The 26,800-nt window shown below is 39.0% G+C and carries 22 protein-coding genes, 1 tRNA gene and 1 pseudogene; 4 read left to right on the top strand and 20 right to left on the bottom strand.

The genetic code is table 11. The features are described 5' to 3' along the window. Positions 1–169: 169 nt before the first annotated feature. From frr to ACFINU_RS05795, 5 genes are all read right to left on the bottom strand, one after another. Positions 170–730, bottom strand: a complete 561-nt coding sequence (gene frr, locus ACFINU_RS05815) for a ribosome recycling factor (RefSeq protein WP_375618371.1) — start codon at positions 728–730, stop codon at positions 170–172. 37 nt (positions 731–767) lie between these two features. Further along, positions 768–1,487 carry a UMP kinase gene (gene pyrH / locus ACFINU_RS05810; protein ID WP_273790666.1) on the bottom strand — a complete coding sequence of 240 codons (720 nt, stop codon included), beginning with the start codon at positions 1,485–1,487 and terminating at the stop codon, positions 768–770. 156 nt (positions 1,488–1,643) lie between these two features. Further along, on the bottom strand, positions 1,644–2,567 hold the full coding sequence (tsf, locus tag ACFINU_RS05805) for a translation elongation factor Ts (RefSeq protein WP_375618372.1): 924 nt from the start codon (positions 2,565–2,567) through the stop codon (positions 1,644–1,646). A 103-nt stretch (positions 2,568–2,670) separates the two neighbouring features. Continuing rightward, positions 2,671–3,450, bottom strand: a complete 780-nt coding sequence (gene rpsB, locus ACFINU_RS05800) for a 30S ribosomal protein S2 (protein WP_375618373.1) — start codon at positions 3,448–3,450, stop codon at positions 2,671–2,673. 167 nt (positions 3,451–3,617) lie between these two features. Continuing rightward, positions 3,618–4,454, bottom strand: a complete 837-nt coding sequence (locus ACFINU_RS05795; protein WP_375618374.1) for a cell envelope integrity EipB family protein — start codon at positions 4,452–4,454, stop codon at positions 3,618–3,620. A gap of 145 nt (positions 4,455–4,599) precedes the next feature. Between ACFINU_RS05795 and ACFINU_RS05790 the strand changes: the two genes are divergently transcribed. Both ACFINU_RS05790 and ACFINU_RS05785 read left to right on the top strand, forming a co-directional pair. Beyond that, entirely contained in the window at positions 4,600–5,061 is a 462-nt protein-coding gene (locus tag ACFINU_RS05790; protein ID WP_375618375.1) for a RidA family protein, read from the top strand. Between the two features lie 134 nt (positions 5,062–5,195). Then, positions 5,196–5,618, top strand: coding sequence for an HIT family protein (locus tag ACFINU_RS05785; RefSeq protein ID WP_375618376.1), 423 nt, complete (start codon positions 5,196–5,198; stop codon positions 5,616–5,618). A 7-nt stretch (positions 5,619–5,625) separates the two neighbouring features. Here the strand turns inward: ACFINU_RS05785 and clpA are convergent, their stop codons facing one another. Together clpA and clpS are read right to left on the bottom strand one after the other, a co-directional pair. Next, a complete protein-coding gene (gene clpA / locus ACFINU_RS05780) occupies positions 5,626–7,977 on the bottom strand; it encodes an ATP-dependent Clp protease ATP-binding subunit ClpA (protein ID WP_375667448.1) in 2,352 nt (783 codons plus the stop codon). Between the two features lie 6 nt (positions 7,978–7,983). Continuing rightward, positions 7,984–8,355 carry an ATP-dependent Clp protease adapter ClpS gene (gene clpS / locus ACFINU_RS05775; protein WP_375618387.1) on the bottom strand — a complete coding sequence of 124 codons (372 nt, stop codon included), beginning with the start codon at positions 8,353–8,355 and terminating at the stop codon, positions 7,984–7,986. Between the two features lie 235 nt (positions 8,356–8,590). On the opposite strand from clpS, the gene ACFINU_RS05770 reads away from it, so the two are divergent. Both ACFINU_RS05770 and ACFINU_RS05765 read left to right on the top strand, forming a co-directional pair. Continuing rightward, positions 8,591–9,940, top strand: a complete 1,350-nt coding sequence (locus ACFINU_RS05770; RefSeq protein ID WP_375618378.1) for a D-alanyl-D-alanine carboxypeptidase — start codon at positions 8,591–8,593, stop codon at positions 9,938–9,940. A 32-nt stretch (positions 9,941–9,972) separates the two neighbouring features. Continuing rightward, positions 9,973–10,251 (top strand): hypothetical protein, encoded by a 279-nt coding sequence (locus tag ACFINU_RS05765; RefSeq protein WP_375618379.1) that lies wholly within the window; start codon positions 9,973–9,975, stop codon positions 10,249–10,251. 380 nt (positions 10,252–10,631) lie between these two features. On the opposite strand, the gene ACFINU_RS05760 is transcribed toward ACFINU_RS05765, so the two are convergent. The 13 genes and pseudogenes from ACFINU_RS05760 to ACFINU_RS05700 all read right to left on the bottom strand — a co-directional run. Continuing rightward, a complete protein-coding gene (locus ACFINU_RS05760; RefSeq protein WP_375618380.1) occupies positions 10,632–12,023 on the bottom strand; it encodes an L-serine ammonia-lyase in 1,392 nt (463 codons plus the stop codon). 337 nt (positions 12,024–12,360) lie between these two features. Continuing rightward, positions 12,361–13,050 carry a nitroreductase gene (locus ACFINU_RS05755; RefSeq protein WP_375618388.1) on the bottom strand — a complete coding sequence of 230 codons (690 nt, stop codon included), beginning with the start codon at positions 13,048–13,050 and terminating at the stop codon, positions 12,361–12,363. A 205-nt stretch (positions 13,051–13,255) separates the two neighbouring features. Further along, the gene (locus ACFINU_RS05750) at positions 13,256–13,459 is read right to left on the bottom strand and encodes a hypothetical protein (protein WP_375618381.1); all 204 of its coding nucleotides are present in this window, start codon (positions 13,457–13,459) and stop codon (positions 13,256–13,258) included. A 715-nt stretch (positions 13,460–14,174) separates the two neighbouring features. Further along, positions 14,175–18,386, bottom strand: coding sequence for a DNA-directed RNA polymerase subunit beta' (gene rpoC / locus ACFINU_RS05745; protein WP_375618382.1), 4,212 nt, complete (start codon positions 18,384–18,386; stop codon positions 14,175–14,177). 172 nt (positions 18,387–18,558) lie between these two features. Next, positions 18,559–22,707: a DNA-directed RNA polymerase subunit beta gene (rpoB, locus tag ACFINU_RS05740; RefSeq protein WP_375618383.1), complete on the bottom strand. Its 4,149-nt coding sequence runs from the start codon at positions 22,705–22,707 to the stop codon at positions 18,559–18,561. 290 nt (positions 22,708–22,997) lie between these two features. Then, complete coding sequence (gene rplL / locus ACFINU_RS05735; RefSeq protein WP_273790654.1) at positions 22,998–23,369, bottom strand: 50S ribosomal protein L7/L12; 372 nt, start codon at positions 23,367–23,369, stop codon at positions 22,998–23,000. A gap of 101 nt (positions 23,370–23,470) precedes the next feature. Then, positions 23,471–23,989 (bottom strand): 50S ribosomal protein L10, encoded by a 519-nt coding sequence (rplJ, locus tag ACFINU_RS05730; RefSeq protein ID WP_012755027.1) that lies wholly within the window; start codon positions 23,987–23,989, stop codon positions 23,471–23,473. Positions 23,990–24,343: 354 nt separating this feature from the next. Continuing rightward, a complete protein-coding gene (rplA, locus tag ACFINU_RS05725; protein WP_375618384.1) occupies positions 24,344–25,048 on the bottom strand; it encodes a 50S ribosomal protein L1 in 705 nt (234 codons plus the stop codon). A 4-nt stretch (positions 25,049–25,052) separates the two neighbouring features. Further along, the gene (rplK, locus tag ACFINU_RS05720) at positions 25,053–25,481 is read right to left on the bottom strand and encodes a 50S ribosomal protein L11 (RefSeq protein ID WP_273723157.1); all 429 of its coding nucleotides are present in this window, start codon (positions 25,479–25,481) and stop codon (positions 25,053–25,055) included. Between the two features lie 150 nt (positions 25,482–25,631). Beyond that, entirely contained in the window at positions 25,632–26,162 is a 531-nt protein-coding gene (nusG, locus tag ACFINU_RS05715) for a transcription termination/antitermination protein NusG (protein ID WP_375618385.1), read from the bottom strand. A 20-nt stretch (positions 26,163–26,182) separates the two neighbouring features. Beyond that, positions 26,183–26,395 carry a preprotein translocase subunit SecE gene (secE, locus tag ACFINU_RS05710; RefSeq protein ID WP_273790652.1) on the bottom strand — a complete coding sequence of 71 codons (213 nt, stop codon included), beginning with the start codon at positions 26,393–26,395 and terminating at the stop codon, positions 26,183–26,185. A 217-nt stretch (positions 26,396–26,612) separates the two neighbouring features. Beyond that, positions 26,613–26,688: transfer RNA gene (locus ACFINU_RS05705), tRNA-Trp, on the bottom strand. Between the two features lie 47 nt (positions 26,689–26,735). Beyond that, positions 26,736–26,800, bottom strand: a pseudogene (locus ACFINU_RS05700) (elongation factor Tu); the annotation flags it as partial.

The following is a 26,800-nucleotide window of genomic DNA, read 5'->3' as shown; positions in this document are numbered from 1 at the left end:
AAAAATTAAAACATCTGCCCTTTCAAATCAGTCTCTCCCATATCAAAATGATAGAATACCTTCCTGCATCACACCTTGCTACCACAGAGCACACCACTCCCTACAATTATCCCTAGAAACAATTTACAGGCTGGGAGTATAACATCCTTTTTCTAGCGACAAAATCGTCTTAAACGTGCATAATTTCAGATTCTTTTACGGCTAAAATTTTATCAATATCAGCAATAGTTTCATCTGTGAGTTTTTGAACTTTTTCAGACAAACTATGGGCTTCATCTTGTCCAATTTCACCATTTTTTTCTAACTTTTTCAAATTGTCCAGACCATCCCGACGAACATGACGTGTAGCAACACGCGCTTGCTCTGCATAGTGATGCGCAATTTTTACAAGTTCTTTACGGCGCTCTTCATTCAACTCAGGCAAAGGAATACGTAAATTCGTACCATCAGTTATGGGATTTAAACCAAGACCAGAATCGCGAATAGCGCGCTCTACAGCTCCGACCATTGTTTTATCCCATACAGAAACAGAAAGCATCCGAGGTTCAGGAACAGAAATATTAGCAATCTGATTTATATGAACAACAGAACCATAAGTTTCAACGGTCAACGGTTCTAATAAACTGGCCGATGCACGTCCAGTCCGCAAACCACCTAACTCATGTTTAAAAGCCGTAATGGCACCATCCATGCGACGTTTCAGATCATCCATAATTGATGTAACATTCATATTTCTGTCTCCTTCAATTGTCCTTTGAAGCTTACCCTTATTCCGATACTATTGTAAAGCGTCCTGTTCCATTCAAGACCTTAGCCAAACCGCCTTTTTCATGAATGGAGTACACAATAATCGGTACATTGTTCTCACGTGCTAAAGTAACCGCCGTTGAATCCATAACAGATAATCCCCATTGCAAAACTTCAACATGTGTTAATTGGTCAAAACGCTTAGCCGTAGGGTCTATTTTGGGATCTGCTGAATAAATACCATCAACTTGTGTTCCTTTAAGAAGGACATCCGCACCAATTTCTGCTGCACGTAAAGTAGCAGCAGAATCAGTAGTAAAAAATGGATTTCCTGTACCACCTGCAAAAATAACAACTTTTCCCTGATTCATATAAGCTATTGCTTTACGTTGCGAGAAACTTTCACAAATTTGTGGCATAGCAATCGCAGAGAGTACAACAGTTTCAACCCCTAATTTTGTCAAAGATGTTCGCAATGCTAAAGAGTTAATAGCAGTTGCAAGCATTCCCATATGATCACCTGTCACTCGGTCCCCACCATGCGAAGCAACAGCAACGCCACGAAAAATATTTCCCCCACCGATAACAACCGCAACTTCTATCCCCATTGTGCGCACTTCTGCAATATCAGCGGCAATACGGTCTACAACAGAAACATCAATGCCAAAATTCTGCCCTCCCATAAGAGCTTCACCAGAAGCCTTTAAAAGAATACGTTTATACGGAAGTGCTAATGCCATTAATAATCTCCCCAAAAGCCCATTTACTTTTGCTTTTGACATCACGAAGGGCACCACTTTTTCCACGTGACGCCCTCTCAACAATTACATTTTTCCCCTCAGAGATTCTACAACCAATGATATGACTTTAAATTTCTGATCAAGAGTTTGCAATAACTAGCCTTTTACAGCAGCAGCAACCTCTGCTGCAAAATCAGACTCCTCTTTTTCCACACCTTCACCTAATGCAAAACGAATAAAGCCTGTAATTTTTGCTGGAGCACCAATTGATTTCTCAGCATCCTTTAAAGCATCCTCAACAGTTATATCAGGATTCATAACAAAAGCTTGAGAAAGCAAAACAACCTCTTCAAAAAACTTACGCATACGCCCTTCTACCATTTTTTCAATGATATTTTCAGGTTTTCCAGACTGACGTGCTTGATCTGAAAAAATTGCTTTTTCACGTTCAACAGCAGAAGCATCAACATCTTGTGCTGTAAGTGCTAATGGATTGATTGCCGCAATATGCATCGCGACCTGCCGACCAAAAGCAAGAGCAGCCTCTTTATTTCCTGTTGTTTCAATCGCAACCAAAACACCAAGTTTTCCAAGCCCATCAGCCACACTATTGTGTATATAAGTCGCAACAACACCATTCTCAACGGACAATTTAGCGGAACGACGAAATGTCATATTTTCGCCAATTGTACCAATTGCATCTTTAATCGTAAGCTCTACAGTCTTCTCAGAACCTGGATAAAGAGAAACAGAAACAGATTCAACATCCCCTGGCGTATCTAAGGCAGCAGTTGCTACTTTACGCACGATGTCTTGGAATCCATCATTGCGTGCAACAAAATCTGTTTCAGAATTAATCTCAACCAAAACTGCATGTGAATCTTTTGATACGACTCCGATTAATCCCTCAGCTGCTGTACGACCAGCCTTTTTATCTGCTTTAGCTATCCCTTTTTTACGAAGCCAATCAACAGCAGCTTCCATATCACCATTGGTCTCTGCTAAGGCGGCTTTACAGTCCATCATACCAGCGCCAGATAGTTCTCGAAGTTCTTTTACTTGTGCAGCAGTAATGCTCATATTTGCCTCTTTATTTTGTAACAGTGAAAGCGTGCAAAATCCCTCTGCACGCCTATAACTTCTTCTTTAGACAATAAAAGTACCTTAATTAGGCATTTTTATATTATTCAGAAACTTCTGAAACTGTATTTTCTTCCAAAATAGGCTCCACAGGTGCATCAACTTGATCTCCTAAATCGATACCCATTGCTCCTTGCTGGCGTGCAATACCATCAAGAGCAGCACGGGCAAAAAGATCGCAATAAAGAGAAATTGCACGTGAAGCATCGTCATTACCTGGTATTGGATGTGTTACGTCATCGGGATCACAATTGGTATCAATAATAGCAATCACTGGAATACCTAAACGTTTTGCTTCTTGGAGTGCAATATTTTCTTTATTCGTATCGATAACAAAGATAAGATCTGGAACAGAACCCATATCTTTAATACCACCAAGCGCACGATTAAGCTTTTCACGATCACGTTCAAGATTTAAACGTTCCTTTTTAGTAAAGCCTTGCGCTTCAGCAGCAAGAATTTTATCAAGCTTCCGCAAACGATGGATCGAATTGGAAATCGTTTTCCAGTTTGTGAGCATGCCGCCAAGCCAACGTGCATTAACGTAATACTGAGCGGAACGATTCGCCGCATCTGCGATAATGTCAGATGCTTGCCGTTTCGTACCAACAAAGAGAATACGACCACCACGCGCTACAGTATCTGAAACAAGTTTAAGCGCTTGGTGTAAAAGTGGAACGGTCTGAGCAAGGTCAATAATATGGATATTATTACGCTGACCATAAATATAGGGAGTCATTTTGGGATTCCAGCGATGAGTCTGGTGACCAAAATGCACACCGGCTTCTAAAAGCTGGTGCATAGTAAAATCGGGTAGTGCCATAAATCTTATCCTTTCCGGTTCAACCTCCGCGGAAAAAGCAGGAAGACCTGCTACCGGCGGATGCTTGCTAGAAGTTTCTCACAGATCATTTGCAAACACCCAGATTCCGCGTGTGGAATAGCGCAAACATACTAATATTTGATTCTTTTTCAAGTTATTTTCTTTAATCATTTAATATTTGCATTTTCACATTGATTAAGATCTTTTCCAAGTTCCAAGAATTCAAGACTGTTCAATTTTGCACGCACTGAAAAAGTTCCATAATCTATATGAAGATCACGCATGACACCATTCTCATGTAAGAGAAAACTGCTACGATAAACCGGCAAACCATCTTTATTTTCTCCATCATCAAAATAAGAAATTGTAACAGGCCAATATTCTTCTTCATCCAATTTTCTTATTTTTTCTGTTTCGCTATCAGATAAAAGCGTCTTCTTTTCCCCTATGACGATACTTTCTTTTATAACTTTATCTGCTTTATTTGTCCCATCAAATACAGTAACATTGTAAAAATGATCTCCTGCTTTTGCATGGCGGATAATATTTTTTAGTTGCATCATTGGAAATTCAGCCATTGCAAGCTTATACTCTTTTTCCTTTGGCTTTTTTAAGGTAACTGTAATACCATCTTGCGTACGCTCCGCAACCCCCTCGGCACGATGCACAACCTCTTCTCCCTCTTGATCTGTAATATTAAAACGAAATGTACGGCTGTCTCCTGTTTCATAACTCGTCGTCTGTTGATCCGTCAAACGTACTGGCATATCTTCAATGTGAACACGGCTAATGAAACGAAAACGTGTGCTATAGCCTTGGCATGCCGAACCAGTAAGCTCGTAAACCATTCGTCCTGACATCGCAGAAATTATCATTTCATGAGAAACACTATCGAGATGAAAATCATAAATTGCTCGATGAGGCACAATAAAAATGGACTCTTCAGCTCTCGCGGTACATAAAAAAACAATATATAAAATTATTATAAATAATGATCTAATCATTCCCAACTTCCGAACTTTATCCCCGTTGCATAACATCATACAATAAGGCAAAAAAGGCTAATTTCTCAATTAACCACACATTTTCTTAAATCAAAAAATAGATTATGCAATGAATATATTATAGAGCAGCTATGGAGTTAAAATTATGACCAATATGATTGAAAAAAACTTAGAAAAATTCGGAATCACTCTTCCTGAAGTAATCTCCCCCCTTGCCAATTACATCACCACTTCACAAAGTGGCAATCAACTCTTTATTTCTGGACAACTCCCTCTTATTAATGGAAAACCAATAGCCATCGGTAAAGTTGGTGCAACTGTGAATACCGAACAAGCCCAAAAAGCATCTGAAGCTTGCGCTCTCAATATTCTCGCGCAACTCAAGGCAACTCTGGGTGACTTAAATAAAATAAAACGTGTGGTCAAAATTACTGTTTTTGTGGCTGTAGATTCTCATTTTACCGATATTCCTTCTGTTGCCAATGGAGCTTCTAATTTATTCGTCAATATCCTTGGTGAAATTGGAAAACACGCCCGTTCTGCTATTGGTGTTGCCTCTCTCCCTATGGATGTTCCTGTAGAAGTTGAAGCCATCATAGAAATCTAAACCTTCATTAAGACAGTGCATTATCCTAAATATAACTGAAGTCAAAATACTTCTTTGTCTTACACTCTGATAAACCTTGCATTTTTTCGTTTTTAAATTAGAATCTTAAACTTACGATAAAAGGAAATATTTGTATGAAACAAGCTTATAACAATAACAATATTTTTGCTAAATTGATTCGCAATGAAATCCCTTCTGTTCGTGTCTACGAAGATGATGATGTTATTGGATTTATGGATATCATGCCACAGGCACCAGGTCATACGCTGGTCATTCCTAAAAAAGGCTCTAGAAACTTACTTGATGCAGATCCTGAAACATTATTTCCTGTTATTAAAGCTGTTCAAAAAATTGCAAATGCTGTCAAAAAAGCCTTTCAAGCAGATGGCATAACTGTCATGCAATTTAATGAAGCAGCTAGTCAACAAACCGTCTATCACCTTCATTTTCATATTATACCACGTATGGAGGGAATAGAGCTTACCCCTCATAATGATATGATAACGCCTCCAGAAATACTTGAAGAGAATGCAAAAAAAATCCGTGCAGCTTTATAACACACTCTTAAGTTGTTGTTCTTTTTTTTCCTACACGTTTTTTTGTAAAGTTTTCCATTTTACTTTTCTTTGAACTTACAGATATATCGGAAGATGAAATTTCTAACTGTAAGCTTTCTTTTTTACCATTTGATTTTTGTGTCAATACGCGAACGGTACCACCATTGCGTAACTTTCCAAATAAAATTTCATCAGCTAATGGCTTTTTAATATATTCCTGTATAACACGCCCTAATGGGCGTGCTCCCATCTGAGAATCATATCCTTTATTAGAAAGCCATAAAGTTGCAGAAGGGCTTAATTCAAAACAAATTCCCCGATCAGCTAATTGTGCTTCAAGCTGAAAAATAAATTTTTGCACTATCTGATTGATGATTAAATGAGATAAAGGTGCAAACGGAATAATTGCATCTAACCGATTACGAAATTCTGGTGTAAATAACCGATTGATTTCTTCTATATCCTCACCATCACGATGTACTTTCCCAAATCCAATAGCTGATTTTGCCATATCTGAAGCACCAGCATTGGTTGTCATAATCAAAATAACATTGCGGAAATCAATTTTCTTACCATTATGGTCTGTTAATCTACCATAATCCATTACCTGCAATAAAATATTAAATAACTCTGAGTGCGCTTTCTCAATCTCATCTAGCAATAGAACTGCGTGAGGTTTCTGATCAACGGCATCTGTAAGGAGACCTCCTTGATCAAACCCTATATAACCTGGAGGTGCTCCGATTAAACGTGCTATCGTATGCCGTTCCATATATTCTGACATATCAAAACGCAATAATTCAATGCCTAAAGATGATGCAAGCTGTTTTGCAACTTCAGTTTTTCCTACACCTGTTGGTCCTGAAAATAAATAACTTCCTATTGGTTTATCCGGTTCGCGTAAACCTGCTCGCGCCAATTTTATGGATGAAACTAAGACGGAAATTGCCTGATCTTGACCATAAACAACATGTTTGAGTTCTCTTTCAAGCTTACTCAGTATCTTCTGATCATTCCGGGAAACTGTTTTTGGTGGAATTCTTGCAATTGTAGCAACAGTCGCTTCAATTTCTTTAACACCTATACTCTTCTTGCGTTGTTTTTGTGGCAAAAGCTTTTGCGCTGCGCCACTTTCATCAATAATATCAATTGCTTTGTCAGGTAACCTACGGTCAATTATATAACGTGAAGATAATTCTACAGATGCCTTCATCGCCTGATCTGTATATTTAATCTGATGAAAATCTTCAAAGTAAGGCTTCATCCCCTGCAAAATCTTAATCGCATCTGTAACAGAAGGTTCATTAATATCAATCTTCTGAAAACGACGCTCTAAAGCACGATCTTGTTCAAAGAATTTGCGATATTCTCTGTAAGTCGTCGAACCAATACATCGCATAGTTCCAGAAGATAACACAGGTTTCAAAAGATTTGCTGCATCCATATTTCCCCCTAATGTTGCTCCTGCTCCAATTAAGGTATGAATTTCATCAATAAATAAAATAGCATCTGGATACAGCTCAAACTCTTTAATAACTTGCTTTAAGCGTTCTTCAAAATCACCGCGATAACGTGTACCTGCAACAAGTCCCCCCATGTCAAGAGAAAATATTGTTGCATTTGATAAAACTTCAGGCACTTGCCCATCAACAATGCGCTTTGCCAATCCCTCAATTATAGCGGTTTTCCCTACTCCAGGATCACCAACCAAAAGCGGATTGTTTTTTGACCTTCGACATAAAATATGAATCATGCGTGAAATTTCTATTTCACGGCCAATTAATAAATCAATTTTTCCATTACGAGCTTTACAATTGAGATCAACACAATAATTCGTTAAAGCACTTGTTCCTCTTTCACCATTATCCGAAATCTGCTGATCTAATTGCTCTTCAAGTCCTTCAAGTAACATGGATAACCCATCATCACGCGTGACACCCTGTGAAATAAAACGTACAGCATCATAGCGTGTCATTCCCATCTCTTGAAGAAAATATGCTGCATGGCTTTCACGTTCAGAAAAAATTGCAACAAGAACATTTGCCCCCGATACTTCATCTTTTCCAGCTGATTGTGCATGAATCACCGCACGTTGGATAACACGCTGGAAAAAAGCTGTAGGCTTTGTATCCTCATCAGCTCTAATCTGTTCATCTAACTCTGAGCGAAGATAATTGGTTAAGCGCTCTCGCAATTCCTCCACATCTACTTGGCAAGCCTGAATAACGGAATTTGCATCGGCATCGTCTAACAGCGCAAGTAGAAGATGCTCTAGTGTTGCATATTCATGCCGTGCTTGAGTAGCAATTGTTAATGCACGATGCAAAACCTCTTCAAGACTAGGTGTAAAAGATGGCATAGCTCCTCACTTCCATTCCATTACACATTGTAACGGATGTTCATTTTGACGCGCACATTCCCTCACTTGTAATATTTTCATTTCAGCGACTTCATAAGTATAATTCCCACATTCTCCTATCCCATTGTGATGAACATTTAACATTATCCGCGTTGCCTCTTCGAAACTTTTTTTAAAAAAGTTCTTCAAAACGAAAACAACAAAATCCATAGGTGTGTAATCATCATTAAGCAAAAAAACTCGACATAATTTAGGTTTTTCGAGTTTTTCTCTAGCCTTAGGCATTATAACCGCACCATGCCTACCTTCATCCCAATTCTTGCCCTTTTCATTATGCATAATATGAGCTATAGAGTTTATTATGAGCGTCTGTCCCATTATCGTTTTCCATGCAGCACATTTTTTATTAATTTTAAATTCTTTCATAACTATTGCAATACCTGTTTGTATTAGAAAAAAATCTCCCTCTATGGTTAGACTTCAATCACTCACTCATAAAATAACTTCTGTAAACAAATTAGTAATACCATTCGTCTAAACTGCATCAACAAATTACAGAAAAGGAAGCTTTATAGAAGTTTTTCAGGATAAATGGAGAAATAGGATACTGCAAGTGTATATTAATTATCAAAAAATTATGCGCTACTGTAAAACAATAGCAATTTCTTTTGTTATGTTAGCTTTTTCTTACTGTTGGGCATCAGCCACACCTCAAGGGGCCTATCCTGATAAGTATGCGGCTATTGTTATAGATGCTACTACGGGAAAAACTCTATTTCAAGCCAATGCAACACTGAAACGTTATCCTGCTTCTTTAACAAAAATGATGACATTGTACTTACTCTTTGAAGCTATGCAGATGCGTCGTGTGACACCAAATACACCAATTCCTGTTTCACATTATGCAGCAATGCGTCCACCGACAAAAATTGGATTTAAAGCAGGCCAAACAATTTCTGCAGAATCAGCAGCTAAAGCACTCATTACAAGATCCGCAAATGATGTTGCTGCTGCCATTGCAGAATATCTTGGAGGTAGTGAAAAAAAATTCGCTCAAATGATGACAGTAAAAGCTCGTAAACTTGGCATGAAACATACACATTTTTCAAATGCTTCAGGACTTCCGGATGTGCACAATTATTCTACAGCACGAGATATAGCGACTTTGTCATTAGCTTTACGTAAACATTTTCCCAAACAATATAAATTGTTCAAAACAAAAAGTTTTAATTTCCGTGGACATAAAATTAACAGCCACAATAAACTTGTTAAAATAATGAAAGGTGTCGATGGAATTAAAACAGGCTACACACAAATGTCAGGTTCTAATTTAGCAACTTCGATGCGTCTTGAGGGGCGCTCTGTTGTCGCTGTTGTTATGGGAGGTAAATCATCTACTGCGCGTGACGAGCATATGGCTAGCTTATTGAATCAATATTTGCCCAAAGCAAGCCAAATGAAAAGTGATGAACGTTTAATGGCTTCTGTACGCTATCACTTACCCACTGGCGCCAATACTCCTATACCCACCATTAAAGCTGATTCAAGTAATTTTGACGATGAAATTTCAACTATGTTGACAGCATTTGCAGAGCAACCTAAAAACTCCAATATCGCAATAACGGCTGTAAATAAGGTAATTATACCAATACCGAATCCTCAAAAAACTATACCGGCTGAGACTCATAAAATTGTAACAGTCTCTTTGTCCGAAAATGCCGGATGGGCTATCCAGATTGGTTCTCTTCCTAGTGAAGAACAAGCAAAAACTCTACTTTTAAAAGCAAAAAATATAGCTTTTTCTATTTTAAAACACGCATCTTCACACATGCAACTGTTTGAAAAAAATGGGCGGCGTTATTACCGAGCGCGCTTTACAGGGTTTCAATCAAAAAAAGCTGCATTTGATGCTTGCTCTACATTAAAGAAAGCAAATTTTAACTGCTATACTGTAGCCTACTAAAAATTTTTGAATTCTGCGTTAAGGATAGTATTATGACAGATAATGCTTTTGCTTCATTCCATAAAAAAGAAATTTTATTGAAGCAATCATCCCTCCTTTCATTGCGTTCTCTTCACGATGCTGCCGCAAAACTTACTGGTTTAAAATATAATTCGACTGCATTAGATACACAATCTCTTGTTCACCTTCTCATTTGCCAAACAATACGCAACCGTCGTCTCATAATGCCTCCTGTACGCATTCATTTACGCGTTGCGAGCCAAACTGGTAATGTGCCTATTAAAATCCGTTTAGGAGCAACAAATATTTAATTTCTCTAAAAAATTATTTTATTATTAACCATTATCTACAGCCTTAGAAAACCCTTTGATAAACATATTTTTTTCTTAAATTGTTGAATTTTTCTGACAGCTTTCAATAAAAACATTGTTAAGGACATAAAAATACCCAATATTTTTCCACTTTTGGATTTAATATAAAAAATTATCCTTGATATCTTTCTGGAAAAAATGAATAGCTTCATTAGATGAAAGCTTATCATTTGATGGGATTATTGTAAAAGTTCAATAAAGAAAGTTCCTCTTAATAACGCTCCCCATACAACATAAACGCTGAAAAAAACATAAGCTTTATCAGGAAATACGATCTCTCTCCCAAAAGTCCAGTTATGGATTGAAAAATGTTCCAGCTCTTAACAAGATATCACATTGACTGCAAGACCACCTTTACTTGTCTCTTTATAACGTTCACTCATATCATGACCAGTCTGGCGCATTGTTTCTATACAAGCATCAAGAGAAACAAAATGATCTCCATTACCATATAATGCAAGAGAAGAAGCCGTTACCGCCTTAACAGCTCCCATTGCATTACGCTCAATACAAGGAACTTGTACAAGACCTGCAACAGGATCACATGTCATTCCCAAATGATGTTCAAGCGCAATTTCTGCCGCATTTTCAATTTGAGCTGGTGTTCCACCTAACGCTGCGGTCAACCCTGCTGCGGCCATTGAAGATGCCGTTCCAACTTCACCTTGACACCCAACTTCTGCACCAGAAATAGAGGCATTATGTTTGATAACACCGCCTATAGCTGCTGCCGTTAATAGAAAGTTATGTATTCCCTCTCGATCTGAATTATCATTAAATTGAAGATAATAACGCAAAACGGCAGGGACGACACCGGCTGCTCCATTTGTTGGTGCTGTAACAACACGACCACCTGCTGCATTTTCCTCATTGACTGCTATAGCATATACCGAAAGCCAATCATTTGCCCAAAGTGGATAATTGTAATTTTTCTTTTGTTTTTCCAAAAGCGTTTCATGCAGCTTTTTAGCGCGCCTTAGAACACGCAATCCACCAGGCAACTCACCTTCTTGTGAAAGACCTCTATCAATGCAATTTGTCATCGCTGAAAAAATTTCATCAAGCCCTACATCAAGAGAAGAACGCTCTATCTTTGTTTCTTCATTTAAGCGCTTCATTTCAGCAATTGAAAATCCTGATTTTTCTGCCATTGATAACATTGTACAAGCAGAATCGAATGGATATGGTACCTCAAATGCTTCTGGTTGTATATTATCATTCATATGGCTTAATTCATCCTCAGTCACAACAAAGCCACCACCGATAGAATAATAAATCTGCCGCAACAGAACATTCCCATCAGTATCAAGTCCTTCAAAGGCTAGTCCATTTGTATGTCCAGGGAGGATTTGCTTTCGTTCAAAAATAAGATCACGTTGCACATCAAACTGATAAGCGGGATGATCTACTGGTTGCACTTTTTTTTCACGTATAACTTTTTCTAATAGAAACCCCATGCTATCAGGATCAACAGTAGAAGCTTTTTCTCCTAAAAGTCCTAATATGATAGCTCTATCTGTTGCATGACCAATACCCGTGAAAGCTAAAGAACCATAAAGATAAACACGTATACGAGAAACTTGAACATCAGACGACTGAGAAAAATCTCCTATCTTTTGCAAAAACATATTAGCAGCTGTCATTGGTCCCATCGTATGTGAGCTAGAAGGACCAATCCCAATTTTAAAAAGTTCAAAAACAGATAGAAACACGTATCACCTTAAACTATAGAGCTTGAGCATATATGCTTTTTCATAACGTTTCTTCCGTTTAAAATCAAATTGCGAGATAAACTAAAAAAATGACAACAATAAACACGAATGTCGCTCGTCTTGCTACCACCCAACACTTTCTTTCTATAGTGTTTTCCATTAGCCAACCTTTAAAACGGACAATGCCCCTAGAGTCACAACTCCTAATGTTTCAAGCGTAGTAAAATAAGTGTTAATATGCAATATTAAAATTCAATAAGGATGAGAAATCTTATCGGAAATATTTTTCATAATGCACTAAGTTCTTCAAAACGTATGCTTAATTTTATAAAATATTTTATGGATATGTTTCAATGAAACGTACAAATTTTTCTAACGATTCTCGTTCTGTCTCAAAATTGTTTTCTGGAGCACTCATATCGCGATAACCAAGTGCCATACCACAGATAATATGGCGATCAGAAGGAATAGATAAAAGCGTACGAATCTGTTTATGATAATCAGCAAAAGCAGCTTGAGGACAGGTATCTAATCCAAATCCACGTGCAGCTAACATAATGGTCTGCATAAACATACCCAAATCAAGCCAACTCCCCATTTCCATGTCGTGATCCATTGTAAATAAGAGTCCTACAGGTGCATCAAAAAATAAAAAATTTCGCGCCTTTTGATGAAGTACTTTTTCTTCATCATCTTTTTGAATTCCAAGACTCTGATAAAGATCCAAACCAACTTTTCGACGCCTTGAAATATAAGGCTCACGCCACTGACGTGGATAATAACTATATTCACGCTCTCCTTTTACACCTGAAAGCACAAGTTGTGAAAGCTCTTGCCCTACTTTTTGTAATACACTTCCTGTAAGCACAATTACTTGCCATGGCTGAATATTTGTTCCAGATGGTGCACGTGCTGCAAGTTTTAAGATTTCTTTGATTGTTTCCAAACTAACTGGCTGATCAGTAAAAGCGCGAATTGACTTTCGTGACAAAATAGATTGAAAAACACTCATAGGAGAAACTGTCATTGTTTTTACTTTCTTTATGAAAAATAGTTTTTTCTTATCAAGGATAATATACTGCGAAAATACCTTTGCAGCTTTTTCAAACACTCTATTTCTTTAAATGACTTACACATTTCACGCAGTGGTAAATATTCCCCTTAGAGATAGTATAATCTATCTCTTTTAAGAGAAAGAAATTTGTCTAAAAGAAGACAAAATAAATTTATAATCAATGACTAACCCCCAACTCCGCTAAGCTCTCAAAAAAACTCTCTTCAATTCGTTCTAAATCCTGTAGAAGATCATCAACATCATGCTGCATCTGCTTTAAATCAGTTCGTTTTTTATGAATTCCTGCAATTAATTTCTTAAGCTTTTTCTCATCATCAGGTGGTTTTCCAACCATTGTCAACATATCAGATATTTCAGACAACGAAAATTTTACTCTGTTAGCATACAGGATTTGTTTTAACTTATGACGATCCGTTTATGTATAAAGCCGTGTACTTCCACACCGAAAAGGGATAAGAAGTCCCTCTTCTTCATAGCAAAGTTCGAGCTATTATTGAAAATTCACGTGTTAATTTTCCAATTGAATAATATTCGTACATTTTATTATTCTGTCTGCATAGATCACATTGTTATAAGAAATATGTCTATTTTTTATAAAACTTAGTGAGCACCCTAATCTCTACTTTTCTGCATTCTAATTTAGAAGAAAATACATTCACAAACATTGTATAGTAGAGAATCAATTATTTTTAGATTACAGAAAGACTATTGATCTTTCATTATAAGTCCTTTTAAATCTTTATAGAAGATATCAATCAAAAATTTTCCTAAAGTTTAAAATCAATCATTATTTGATTTGTAGATAATCAACTCTTTTCCTTGAATATGATTTTTGAGTTTCACATACTTGGGAAAAACTTTCTATACTGCCTTCAGAAATAAGAAAACTTTAAAATGAAGTAACAAAAAAGATAAGCATCATTACAAAACAATAAGCTACTAAAGATGTTTAAAATAACTATCGCCTTATAATTTTTGATATTTTTCAAGAAAATATACAACTTCTGCATTTCGAAATAAAAAACGTCTGAACTTTCTATTCAGACGTTTTTATATTATGTGGTGTTGTATTTAAATTATTCAGCAACGGCTCCGGTTGTCATATTTGTCAACATAGCCTTAGCCACTTCGTTATTACTAGACTTACGCTGCTCATCTACAATCAAATCATCACGAACTGCAGCAATACGACGAATTTGAGAAATTGTACCACCCGTACCTGCTGGAATAAGACGACCGACAATAACGTTCTCTTTAAGTCCTTGCAAAGTATCAATTTTACCAGAAACTGCTGCTTCAGTAAGAACACGTGTTGTTTCCTGAAACGATGCCGCCGAAATGAAAGAAGGTGTTTGAAGAGAAGCTTTTGTAATTCCAAGAAGAATGGGATTACCAGATGCAGGTTTCTTCCCTTCTGCAATCAAATTATCATTGATTTCATCAAGTTCAATACGATCAACATTATCACCTGGAATATAACCAGAATCTCCAGATTCAGTAATTTCAACTTTTTGCAACATTTGACGAACAATCACTTCAATGTGCTTATCATTAATAAGAACTCCCTGCAAACGATAAACCTCCTGAATCTCATTAACAAGATAAGATGCCAAAGCTTCAACCCCCTTAATCGCCAAGATGTCATGAGGTGCTGGATTACCATCAAGGATATAATCTCCCTTTTCAATTTGATCGCCTTCTTGGAAGTGGAACAACTTACCTTTTGGAATCAAGTATTCTACTGCCTCAAGAGTTTCATCATTTGGTTCAATAATGATACGACGTTTATTCTTATAACCACGGCCAAATCGAATTGTACCACTAACTTCAGCAATAATCGCATGATCCTTTGGACGACGCGCTTCAAAAAGCTCAGCCACACGAGGAAGACCACCCGTAATATCTTTCGTCTTGGCACTTTCCATTGGCAAACGAGCAATAACATCACCAGCCTTAACATGAGCACCAAGCTCAACAGAAAGAATAGTTTCCACTGACATCATATAACGAGCTTCACCTCCCTTATACAATTTAGCAATGGATTCACCTTCTTTATCCGTGTGAATAATAATAGCTGGTTTAAGATCCGCACCACGTGGATTAGCGCGCCAATCAATCACCAAACGCTTCGTAATACCCGTAGATTCATCAGCTGTTTCAGTGACAGATAAACCATCAATCATATCTTCAAAACCCACATAGCCTTCAACTTCCGTTAAAATTGGACGTGTATAAGGATCCCATTCTGCTATACGTTGGCCACGTTTAACCACATCACCATCATCAACAAAAATATGAGCACCATAGCTAACACGATGTACAACGCGCTCTTTTCCTAACTCATCTTTGATAAGGATAGCCATATTACGCCCCATCACAACCAAATGTCCTTCAGAATTACGAACCACATTACGATTACGAATCTCCACCTTACCTTCATAAGAAGCCTCTAAATACGATGAATCAACAACCTGCGCAGTTCCTCCTAAGTGGAAAGTACGCATAGTAAGCTGTGTTCCCGGCTCACCAATGGATTGAGCAGCAATAACACCAACGGCTTCTCCCTGATTAACAGGTGTTCCACGCGCCAAATCACGACCATAGCATTTTGCACAAACACCAAGACGTGTTTCACATGTTAATGCAGAACGAATTTGAACAGATTGAATCCCAGCTGCTTCAATCTTCGCGACATCAGCTTCCTCAATCATTGCTCCACCTTCAAGGATAACCTCTCCAGAGACAGGATGTAGAATATCAACAAGCGCTGTACGACCAAGAATTCTTTGCCCAAGGGAGGCAACAATTTGTCCTGCATCAACAATCGGCTGCATGGTAAGCCCTTTTGCGGTACCACAATCAACTGCTGAAATAATAGCATCCTGTGCAACATCAACAAGACGCCGTGTTAAATAACCAGAGTTTGCCGTCTTTAACGCAGTATCAGCAAGTCCTTTACGTGCACCATGCGTGGAATTGAAGTATTCATTAACAGTTAGACCTTCTTTAAAATTGGAAATAATGGGTGTTTCAATAATTTCACCCGATGGTTTTGCCATTAATCCACGCATACCGGCCAATTGTCTCATCTGGTTAGCAGAACCACGAGCACCAGAGTGCGACATCATATAGATAGAATTCATCGGCCGTTGACGACCTGTTTTAGGATCAAAATCGACGGCTTGAATACGTTTCATCATTTCATCTGCGACGCGATCTGTACATTTACCCCAAGCATCTACAACCTTATTGTATTTTTCACCTTGTGTAATCAAACCATCATTATATTGCTGTTCGTACTCCTTAGCCAAAGCTTCTGTTTCTGCGACTAAACGCGACTTACTATCAGGAATAACCATATCGTCCTTACCGAAGGAAATTCCTGCACGACAAGCATAAGAAAAGCCAAGCTGCATAATACGGTCACAAAAAATAACCGTCTCTTTTTGTCCACAGTGCCGATAAACATGATCAATCATTTTAGAAATGTTCTTTTTCGTCATCTCTTGATTGACAATATCAAATGAGATATCCGCACTTCTTGGCAAAAGCTCACCGATAATCAAACGACCAGGTGTCGTATCATAAAGTTTAGAGACTTCTTTTCCATCCTTCCCCATATTCTTAACACGGCCTTTAATCTTCGTATGAAGCGTTATAACCTTATTTTCCAAGGCATAATGAAGCTCACCTATATCAGAAAAGGCCATTCCTTCACCTGGTTCTTTTTCAGAAACAATTGAAAGATAATAAAGACCAAGAACCATATCCTGTGAGGGAACAATAATGGGAGCACCATTGGCCGGATGAAGAATATTATTGGTGGACATCATCAAAACACGGGCTTCAAGCTGTGCTTCAAGAGAAAGCGGCACGTGAACCGCCATCTGATCACCATCAAAATCTGCATTAAAAGCAGTACACACCAGTGGATGAAGTTGAATAGCTTTGCCTTCAATTAAGATAGGTTCAAAAGCCTGAATCCCCAAACGGTGCAATGTTGGTGCACGGTTGAGTAAAACAGGGTGTTCACGAATAACCTCATCCAAGATATCCCAAACTTCTGGATGTTCTTTTTCAACAATCTTCTTTGCCTGCTTTACCGTTGATGAATAGCCTTTTGCATCAAGCCGCGCATAAATAAAAGGCTTAAATAATTCAAGAGCCATTTTTTTGGGAAGACCACATTGATGCAATTTTAATTCAGGACCCGTCACGATAACAGAACGCCCCGAGTAATCAACACGCTTCCCAAGTAAGTTCTGACGAAAACGTCCTTGCTTGCCCTTCAACATATCTGATAAAGACTTAAGAGGACGTTTATTGGCTCCAGTAATCACACGCCCACGCCGTCCATTATCAAACAATGCATCAACAGCTTCTTGTACCATACGCTTTTCATTGCGTACGATAATTCCAGGAGCACGCAATTCAATCAGCCGTTTCAAGCGGTTATTACGATTAATAACACGCCGATAAAGATCATTCAGATCTGATGTCGCAAAACGCCCACCATCAAGCGGAACCAATGGACGCAAATCCGGTGGAATAACCGGAATTGTTTTCATAATCATCCACTCTGGCTTATTTCCAGATTCAAGAAAATTTTCAACGATTTTAAGTCGTTTAATCAATTTTTTCTGCTTTAACTCTGAAGTTGTTTCAGCTAATTCAAGACGCAAATCATTAGCGATTTTATCTAACTCCATACTAGCTAAAAGCTCGTAAATAGCTTCAGCGCCAATCATAGCTGTAAACTGATCTTCTCCAAATTCATCAATAGCAAGCATATATTCTTCTTCAGAAAGAAGCTGATGGAGCTTAAGAGATGTTAACCCTGGTTCGGTTACAATATAATTCTCAAAATAAAGAACCCGTTCAATATCTTTTAAAGTTAAATCTAAAAGTGTAGAAATACGACCTGGTAATGATTTAAGAAACCATATATGCGCAACGGGTGCCGCAAGTTCAATATGCCCCATACGCTCACGACGTACGCGGGAAAGAGTAACCTCTACACCACATTTTTCACAAATAATGCCCTTATACTTCATGCGTTTATATTTGCCACATAGACATTCATAGTCCTTAATAGGGCCAAATATACGTGCACAAAAAAGACCATCACGTTCTGGTTTAAAAGTCCGATAATTAATAGTCTCAGGCTTCTTAATCTCACCATACGACCAGGACAAAATTTTCTCAGGACTCGCAATAGAAATACGAATAGAGTCAAATGTCTGCGCTGGCGCTTGAGGATTGAAAAGATTCATGACCTCGTGGTTCATGCTGTTCTCCTTCAAAGATTCTTAGAACCTGTTGTAATATCTCATTTATTTTATAACAGATCTTCTTTAAAATACATTTACTTTTAAAAACGACCTGTATAGCCTTAATAAGGTTATTGAGCCTCTTAAAGCAATAAAAGCGCAGCCTTTTTCTAGTGCGCTCCTTGAATTATTATTCTGCCGTATCAGACAATGCCCGCTGTGCAATAAGTTCACGCGCATCATCAAGCTCCACATTAAGAGCAAGTGAGCGCATTTCTTTTACCAACACATTAAAGCTTTCGGGTATACCTGCCTCAAATGTATCATCACCACGCACAATTGCCTCATAGACTTTTGTTCGACCAGCCACATCATCTGATTTTACCGTTAGCATCTCCTGCAAAGTGTATGCAGCACCATACGCTTCAAGTGCCCAAACCTCCATTTCACCAAAACGCTGCCCACCAAATTGTGCCTTACCTCCTAATGGCTGCTGCGTAACAAGTGAATAGGGACCAATAGAACGTGCATGAATCTTATCATCAACAAGGTGATGCAATTTCAACATGTAAATATATCCCACCGTTACTGGACGATCAAAGGGCTCCCCAGTACGACCATCATAAAGCGTAACCTGCCCTGAACTATCTAAGCCTGCGTCTTCCAGCATCATGTTAATATCAGACTCATGTGCTCCATCAAAAACAGGCGTTGCAATTGAAATCCCTTTCTTCATCTGCAATGCCAATTTGTAAAGGCTTTCATTATCATACTGACGAACTGGTTCATTATGATTATCATCAGGCATAAGATTTTCAATACGCTGACGTAACGGCAATATATCCCCAGTCTCTTGGTATAACTCTAACAAAGCACCAATCTTCTTGCCCATCCCCGCACATGCCCAACCAAGATGCGTTTCAAGAATTTGTCCAACATTCATACGACTAGGCACACCAAGCGGATTCAAGACGATATCAGCATGGGTCCCATCTTCAAGAAATGGCATATCTTCTACGGGAAGAATACGTGAAACAACACCCTTATTCCCGTGACGTCCCGCCATCTTGTCACCTGGTTGGATTTTGCGCTTCACAGCCACAAAAACCTTCACCATTTTCATGACACCAGGAGGCATTTCATCACCTCTTTGGACCTTTTCAACCTTATCCATAAAGCGACGTTGTAATGCTTCTTTTGATTCATCATATTGCTTGCGCAAAGCTTCAATTTCATTTTGAAGCTTTTCATCCTCAACAGCAAATTGCCACCACTGGGATCGTGGATAATGCCCCATTACTGTACTATCAAGCTTTTTACTACCCGAGAAGCCTCTCGGACCTTCTACAGCAACTTTACCTGTCAACATATCGGTGAGGCGCGCATAAACATTGCGATCAAGAATAGACTGTTCATCATCACGGTCTTTTGCTAAACGCTCAATTTCTTCACGCTCAATTGCCATCGCACGTTCATCTTTTTCCACACCATGGCGATTAAAAACGCGAACCTCAACAACAGTACCAAAAGTCCCAGGAGGCATACGCATAGAAGTATCACGAACATCGGATGCCTTTTCCCCAAAAATTGCACGCAGAAGCTTTTCTTCCGGCGTCATGGGACTTTCACCTTTCGGGGTAATCTTTCCAACTAAAATATCACCTGGTTGAACTTCAGCACCAATATAAATAATGCCAGCTTCATCAAGATTTCTTAACGCTTCTTCCGCAACATTAGGAATGTCGCGCGTAATTTCCTCAGGTCCAAGTTTTGTATCGCGTGCCGCAACTTCAAATTCCTCAATATGAATTGAAGTAAACACATCATCAGCAACAATGCGCTCGGATAACAAAATAGAATCTTCATAATTGTATCCATTCCAAGGCATAAAGGCTACGAGAACATTCCGCCCAAGAGCCAAATCACCAAGATCCGTGGATGGACCATCTGCAATGATATCACCTTTCTCTACCCTATCACCGACATGTACAAGAGGACGCTGATTAATACAAGTGGACTGATTAGAACGCTGAAATTTCTGTAAGCGGTAAATATCAACGCCTGATTTTGAAGGATCTAAATCTTCTGTTGCACGGATAACAATACGGGTAGCATCGACTTGATCAACAACACCACTACGTTTTGCACTCACAGCAGCTCCTGAATCGCGCGCAACAATAGATTCCATTCCCGTCCCAACAAATGGCGCTTCAGCGCGTACAAGAGGAACTGCTTGACGCTGCATGTTCGATCCCATAAGCGCACGATTCGCATCATCATTTTCCAAAAAAGGAATAAGCGCTGCTGCAACTGAAACCAACTGTTTTGGTGAAACATCCATCAAATCAACATGATCACGCGGCGCCATTAAAACTTCACCAGCATGACGGCAAACAACAAATTCTTCTATAAAACGACCTTCGTTATCTAATGAAGAATTAGCCTGAGCGACATAATGCTTTGCTTCTTCCATCGCTGAAAGATAAATAACTTCTTTTGTGACTTTCCCATCAATAATTTTTCGATATGGGCTTTCAATAAAGCCATATTTGTTAACTCGCGCAAATGTTGCTAAGGAGTTAATCAGACCAATATTGGGGCCTTCTGGTGTTTCAATCGGACAAATACGACCATAATGCGTAGGATGTACGTCACGGACTTCAAAACCCGCACGTTCACGAGTCAAACCACCTGGACCAAGAGCAGAAAGACGACGCTTATGGGTAATTTCTGACAATGGATTGGTTTGATCCATAAACTGAGACAATTGTGAAGACCCAAAAAATTCACGGACCGCTGCTGCCGCAGGCTTTGCATTGATCAAATCCTGTGGCATAACTGTATCAATTTCAACCGATGACATACGCTCTTTTATCGCACGCTCCATACGAAGAAGACCAATGCGATATTGATTTTCCATCAACTCCCCGACGGAACGAACGCGACGGTTGCCAAGATTATCAATATCATCAATTTCACCACGTCCATCACGCAATTCGACCAACATCTTAACAACAGCAAGAATATCCTCTTGGCGTAAAATGCGAACTGTGTCTGGACAATCAAGATCCATACGTAAATTCATCTTAACACGCCCGACAGCTGAAAGATCATAACGCTCTGGATCAAAAAACAATGAATGAAACATTGCTTCTGCTGTATCGATTGTTGGAGGTTCACCTGGACGCATCACCCGGTAAATATCAAATAACGCATCCTGCCGACTTTCATTTTTATCCACCTTCAAAGTATTGCGGATGTAAGCGCCAATATTCATGTGATCAATATCAAGAATATTGACTTGATCAGCACTAACATCGAGCAGAATTTTTAATACTTTTTCGTCAATTTCATCACCAGCTTCAAGGTAGATTTCACCTGTTTCGTAATTGACGATATCTTCGGCTAGATAACAACCTAATAAATCATCTTCACTAACTTTAACCGCTTTAAGTCCTTTTTCTACCAAAGACTTCGCAGTACGAACTGTTAATTTTTTACCAGCCTCCGCAACGACTTCACCACTATCTGCATCTATAAGGTCAGAAATGAGCTTCATTCCTTTAAAGCGATCCACAGAATATGGAACTCGCCATCCTTCTCCATCACGCTCATAAGTCACTTTATCATAAAACGTCGATAAAATATCCGACGCATCCATACCTAATGCCATCAAAAGACTAGTAACAGGAATCTTGCGCCGTCGATCAATACGCGCATAAATGATGTCCTTAGCATCAAACTCAATATCAAGCCAAGAACCTCGATACGGAATAACACGAGCAGCAAAAAGAAGCTTTCCTGATGAATGGGACTTTCCTTTATCATGGTCAAAAAAGACACCAGGAGAACGATGCATCTGAGAAACAATAACACGCTCCGTACCATTAACAATAAAGGTACCATTCGTCGTCATTAAAGGCATATCGCCCATATAAACGCCTTGCTCTTTAATGTCTTTGATATCTTTGGAGCCAGTATCCTCATCAACATCAAAAACAATCAAACGCAATATGACCTTTAATGGGGCAGCATAAGTTAAATCACGTTGACGGCACTCTTCAACATCAAATTTTGGTAAATCAAATTCATAACCTACAAACTCAAGCATAGCTGTACCGGAAAAATCTGAAATAGGAAAAACCGATTTAAAAACAGCTTGCAAACCTTCATCTGGTCGTCCACCTTTCGGTTCCTCAACCATGAGAAATTGATCGTATGAGGCTTTTTGAACTTCAATAAGATTCGGCATTTCTGCTACTTCAGGAATCTTACCAAAAAATTTCCGTACGCGCTTACGACCATTGAATTGAGACATCATTGCGTGAGTCTGAGCCATCGTCGCTCCTTGATCTTTACTCTTCAAGGTAGACCAACCTTGAAAGCCTTATACCATTAACCTGCATATGCAGACCAGTTCACTTGACACTCAATAATGAGCATCATTAACTTTCCCCACCAACATAAGCCATTTATCTCTTTGACTCTATGATGAAGGGGTAAGTAATCCAAACCTATCCCATTCCTGTTACGAAACCATTGGGAAAAGGTTTTTTACTCATTATTTTCCCTCTTTTTATTAAGAGAAAGAAAATCGGCGAACATAAATGCCCGCCGATAAAATTAAATTTACTTAAGTTCCACCTTAGCACCGGCAGCTTCAAGTTGAGATTTAATTTTTTCTGCTTCTTCTTTAGAAGCAGCCTCTTTAATAGGCTTAGGTGCACCTTCAACCAGATCTTTAGCTTCTTTAAGACCAAGTCCAGTAAGAGCACGAACTTCCTTAATAACATTAATTTTTTGTGCGCCACCTTCAACAAGAATAACATCAAATTCTGTTTTTTCTTCAGCAGCTGGAGCAGCAGCACCAGCAACAGCAGCGACAGCTACAGGAGCAGCAGCCGAAACTCCCCACTTTTCTTCAAGTAACTTAGAAAGCTCAGCGGCTTCCAAAAGGGTTAGATTAGAAAGGTCTTCTACGATCTTCTCTAGATCAGCCATTTTAAAATTCCTTCAATTAAAAGATTTGAACCATTATTAAATCTTATTCAAAAAAACAGAAAAGCATTAAAGCTCTTCCATAAACGTGAATACAAACAGCCTTAAGCCGCCTTATCCTCCTGAGCATATGCTCCAATGACACGTGCAACCTGACCAGCAGGGGCATTAACAACCTGTGCAATACGGGTCGCAGGGGTAGAAATCATACCCACAAGCTTTGCACGCAACTCGTTTAATGAAGGCAATGAAGCCAATGACTTCACAGCATCTACAGTTAAACTTGTTGCACCCATTGAACCGCCAAGTATGACAAATTTGTCATTGCTTTTCGCAAAATCAACAGCAACTTTCGGTGCTGTGATTGGATCTTCTGAATAAGCAATAAGTGTTTGTCCAGTAAACAAACCCACTATCGATTCAGATTCCGTGCCCTGAAGAGCGATTTTAGCAAGACGGTTTTTGGCGACCTTAACGGCACCGCCAGCTTCACCCATTTTCGAACGCAGATCATTCATCTGTGAAACTGTCAGACCGGAATAATGTGCAACAACAACAGAACCAGACTTCCGAAAAGCCTCGTTAAGCCATGTAACAAATTCGCGTTTTTCCGCTCTATTCACTGTCTCTCTCCATTTAACAGATTTGCTTAAAACAAATCTGTTGGTTACCTTTGATAACATAAAATACTTCATGTCACCGATGAGGATCCTGTCCCCTTTTTCACGCACAGCGTTCAAAGGCAACCTTGGCTCAAACCCTTTAAGTCTTTTAACTCTCAGTTTTTACCCCAGTCTCATGCAGGTTTTTTTGATTAAGATACTTAAAAGCATCACCTACAATCTCGGACAGGATATTCCGGAATTTCTCCCGGTACAACCTAAGCCCTATAAAGCTTAGATAGCGAGCTGATCAAAATCAGCATTTTAAATACAATTTTGATATTCCCATACCCCAAAACAAAATTATAAATCAGCTTATACTAGCTCTGAACGAACCGTTGCTGGATCAACTTTAACACCAATTCCCATAGTCGACGAAACAGCAACGCGCCTAATATACTCACCTTTTGCACCTTGCGGTTTGGCTTTAATAACTGCACTTGCAAAGGCTTTTATATTTTCTACGATTTTTTCAACACCAAAAGAAGCCTTACCAATACCAGCATGCACAATACCAGCTTTTTCCACACGAAACTCAACAGCACCACCTTTAGAAGCTTTGACAGCACCGGCGACATCAAGTGTTACAGTACCAACTTTCGGATTCGGCATCAAACTCCGTGGACCAAGAATCTTACCAAGACGACCAACAAGAGGCATCATGTCTGGCGTTGCAATACAACGATCAAAATCTATAGTCCCTCTATTAACGCTTTCAAATAAATCTTCGGCACCCACAATATCAGCTCCTGCCGCCTTAGCTTCCTCAGCCTTATCCCCACGAGCAAAAACGGCAACACGAATATTTCTACCTGTTCCATTAGGCAAATGAGCAACGCCTCGAACCATTTGATCAGCATGACGAGGATCAACACCCAAGTTCATTGAAATTTCGATTGTTTCATCAAACTTAGCAATAGCACGCTCCTTAACCATTGAAACGGCATCTTTTAAAGCGTAAAGTTCATTAAAATCAATATCTTTTCGGATATTTTTTATTCTTTTTGCTACTTTTGCCATAATATTAGCCCACCACTTCCAAGCCCATCGAGCGAGCAGAACCTTCAACCATACGCATTGCTGCCTCAATGTCATTCGCATTAAGATCTTTCATCTTTGATTCCGCAATCGAACGAATTTTATCGCGAGAAATGCTTCCTACAGACACTTTACCAGGCTCTTTTGAGCCAGATTTCAGGTTTGCTTCCTTCTTTAAAAAGAATGATACAGGAGGCGTCTTGAGAGAAAATGTGAAAGATTTATCTTGGTAATACGTAATAACAACTGGAATCGGTGCCCCCTTTTCCATTTCTTGTGTCGCAGCATTAAACGCCTTACAAAATTCCATGATATTAATACCACGCTGCCCAAGAGCTGGACCAATCGGTGGAGATGGAGTAGCAGCTCCCGCAGGAACCTGCAACTTAAGCTGACCTATACTTTTTTTTGCCATAACAATCTGCCTTTAATTTCACTGGTATACTGACAATTCATCTTGCCTGTTACCCGCTTGCAGTCACGTGGTTCGGATCATTAAGCCGACAAAAGCTATAAATCACCTCCCACTCCTTCCTTAAAGTAATTAAAATTACTCTAAGTTTAATCAGAGTTTTTCAACCTGACCAAATTCCAAATCAACAGGCGTAGGACGCCCAAAAATAAGCACTTCAACCTTAAGACGAGAGCGCTCTTCTTCAACCTCTTGAACAATTCCATTAAACGAAACAAAAGGTCCATCAGCAACGCGAACTTGCTCTCCAACCTCAAACAATACAGAGGACTTTGGAGACTCAACCCTTTCCTGAACTTGTTTGAGAATTTGCTCAACCTCTCGATCAGAAATAGGAACAGGACGCGCATCCGATCCTAAAAAACCTGTCACTTTAGGCGTATTCTTAATAAGATGATAAACTTCATCTGTTAACTCAGCACGAACAAGAACATAACCAGGAAAAAATTTTCGCTCAGTATCAACTTTGCGTCCACGACGAACCTCTACAACACGCTCTGTTGGAACAAAAATCCTTTCAAAAAGATGATCAAGTCCCTTTTGCTTTGCCTCCTTATCAATAGCTTCCGCTACTTTCTTTTCAAAATTTGAATATGCCTGAACAATATACCAACGAGCTGCCACAGTCACACTTCCTTACATTCTCAACTAAAAAGATATTTCAGAAGATCAATAACCCGCCAAACACCAAAATGCATAACCTGATCCACAATAAAAAAGAAAGCTGAAGCCAATGCAGTTACCAACAAAACCATAATAGTAGAAATAACCGTCTCACGACGTGTAGGCCATTTCACTTTAATTGTTTCTGCATAAACCTGCTTCAAAAAGGTAATCGGATTGGTTTTAGATGCCATCGTCACACTATACTCTCTCTAGTCCTATTGTGCTTTATAGTCCTATTGTGCTTTATAGAACAAAATAAACAGGAAAAAATGCAAAAGCCAATTTTCACACTTATGCAATTTCCTTACTTTCTATTCAATACCGTTTCACACACAAAAAAACAAGCCCCATATCAAAAAAAGCAAAAAAGGCAGCAAAATCCACTCCCTTATATGTAAAATCTCCCTTTGGCAGGGGCAGCAGGACTTGAACCTGCGACCTGCGGTTTTGGAGACCGCCGCTCTACCAACTGAGCTATACCCCTAACTCTCAAAACTAAAACACTTTTAACACCCCTTTAACAAGCATTATTTATTCAATGATCTTAGAGACGATACCGGCACCAACAGTACGACCACCTTCACGAATAGCAAAAC

This window comes from Bartonella sp. AC130YNZD (assembly GCF_042196865.1).
Lineage (GTDB): Bacteria > Pseudomonadota > Alphaproteobacteria > Rhizobiales > Rhizobiaceae > Bartonella.
Note: the sequence above shows the minus strand (reverse complement) of the source record. Positions and strands in the feature narration are given on the sequence as shown.